Origin of the sequence: Citreicoccus inhibens (genome assembly GCF_019039035.1) — a bacterium.
In the GTDB taxonomy this organism is placed as follows: Bacteria; Myxococcota; Myxococcia; order Myxococcales; family Myxococcaceae; genus Citreicoccus; species Citreicoccus inhibens.
The window spans coordinates 1-1,728 of sequence record NZ_JAHNZT010000109.1 but is presented as its reverse complement, the minus strand read 5'-3'; the positions used below and the strand labels follow the sequence as shown (position 1 = coordinate 1,728).

Sequence of the window (1,728 nt, the reverse complement as noted above, 5' to 3'; positions counted from 1 at the left end):
AACTCGGTGGCCACTCCCTCCTCGCCACCCAGGTCATGTCTCGCGTCCGCACGGCCTTCGCCGTCGAGCTGCCCCTCCAGGCCTTCTTCGAGACGCCCACCGTCGAGGCCCTGGCCCGTCGCATCGACGGACTGATGCCCACCGCGTCGCGTGCAGCGCTCATCACGACGACCGTCACGCCTTCCGCGCGCGCCAAGGCGATCCCGCTCTCGTTCGCGCAGCAGCGCCTCTGGATCATCGATCAGCTGGAGCCCGAGACTCCCGCGTACAACCTCCCGTCCGCATTGCACCTGCATGGCCGCGTGGACGTGGAGTCCCTGCGCCGTGCATTCGAAGCGCTCATCGAGCGCCACGAGTCCCTGCGCACCACCTTCGCGGAGCACGAAGGCCAGCCAGTCCAGGTCATCCAGCCTCCTGCCCGCTGGGCGCTGGAGGTCACGGACCTGTCGCATCTGGTGGAGTTCGAGCGCGAAGCCGAGGTGCGTCGTCGCGCGACGCACGAGGCCTCTCAGCCCTTCAGCCTCGCGAATGGGCCCCTCCTGCGCACCGCCCTGCTTCGCCTGTCCGAGGAGCACCACGTCCTCTTCGTGACGATGCACCACATCGTCTCGGACGGCTGGTCCATGGGCATCATCGTGCGCGAGCTGACGGCGCTCTATGCGGCCATCCGTGACGGTCGCCAGCCCTCGCTGCCGCCGCTGCCCATGCAGTACGCGGACTTCGCGACGTGGCAGCGCGGCTGGCTCCAGGGCGAGGTCCTCCAGCGTCAGGTCGACTTCTGGAAGCGTCACCTCTCCGGCGCTCCGCCGCTCCTGGAGCTGCCCACCGACAAGCCTCGACCCGCCGTCCAGGGCACCGCTGGCGCCACGCTCGCCTTCTCTCTGCCCAAGGCACTCACGGACTCGCTCAAGACGCTCGCACGACATGAAGGCAGCTCGCTCTTCATGGTGCTCCTCGCGTCCTGGCAGTCGCTCCTCGCGCACTACTCCGGTCAGCTCGACATCTCCGTCGGCTCGCCCATCGCGGGGCGCACGCGCGCTGAGACGGAGGGCCTCATCGGCTTCTTCGTCAACACGCTCGTCCTGCGCGCGCAGCTCACCCCAGAGATGACCTTCCGCGAGTTGCTCGCGCAGGTGCGCGCCACCACCCTCGCGGGGTACGCGCATCAGGACGTCCCCTTCGAGAAGCTCGTCGAAGCGCTCCAGCCCGCGCGCAGCCTCAGCCACGCGCCGTTGTTCCAGTCCATGCTGGTGCTGCAGAACGTGCCTTCGCGCGCGATTCATCTCCCGGGCCTCGTCTTCAAGCCCGTCGAGTTCGAGACCCGCAGCTCCATGTTCGACCTCAGCGTGATGCTCGTTGAGACGGAGCAGGGCCTGCAGGGCTCGATGGAGTACAGCACCGACCTCTTCGAGCAGCGCACCATCGCGCGCCTCGTTGAGCACCTGCACATCCTCCTGGATGCCATCGTCGCGCAGCCCGACTCGCGCATCACCCAGCTCCCGCTGCTTCCCCAGCACGAGCGGCAGCAACTCTTCGTCGAGTGGAACCAGACGCAGGTCGACTACCCCCGCGACTCGCTCCTCCACTCCCTCTTCGAAGCCCAGGCCGCCCTCACTCCAGACGCCCTCGCCGTCATCAGCCCCGAGGCCTCTCTCACCTACCGCCAGCTCGACGCGCGCTCCAACCAGCTCGCCCACCGGCTCCGCTCCCTCGGCGCGGGCCCCGAGT

The 1,728-nt window shown here is 68.5% G+C and carries 1 protein-coding gene; it reads left to right on the top strand.

Annotated features, from left to right (window positions below; all coding sequences use genetic code 11):
* Nucleotides 1–1,728, top strand: a 1,728-nt coding sequence (locus KRR26_RS36450) for a condensation domain-containing protein (RefSeq protein ID WP_236069655.1), incomplete at both ends; no start/stop codon positions are given.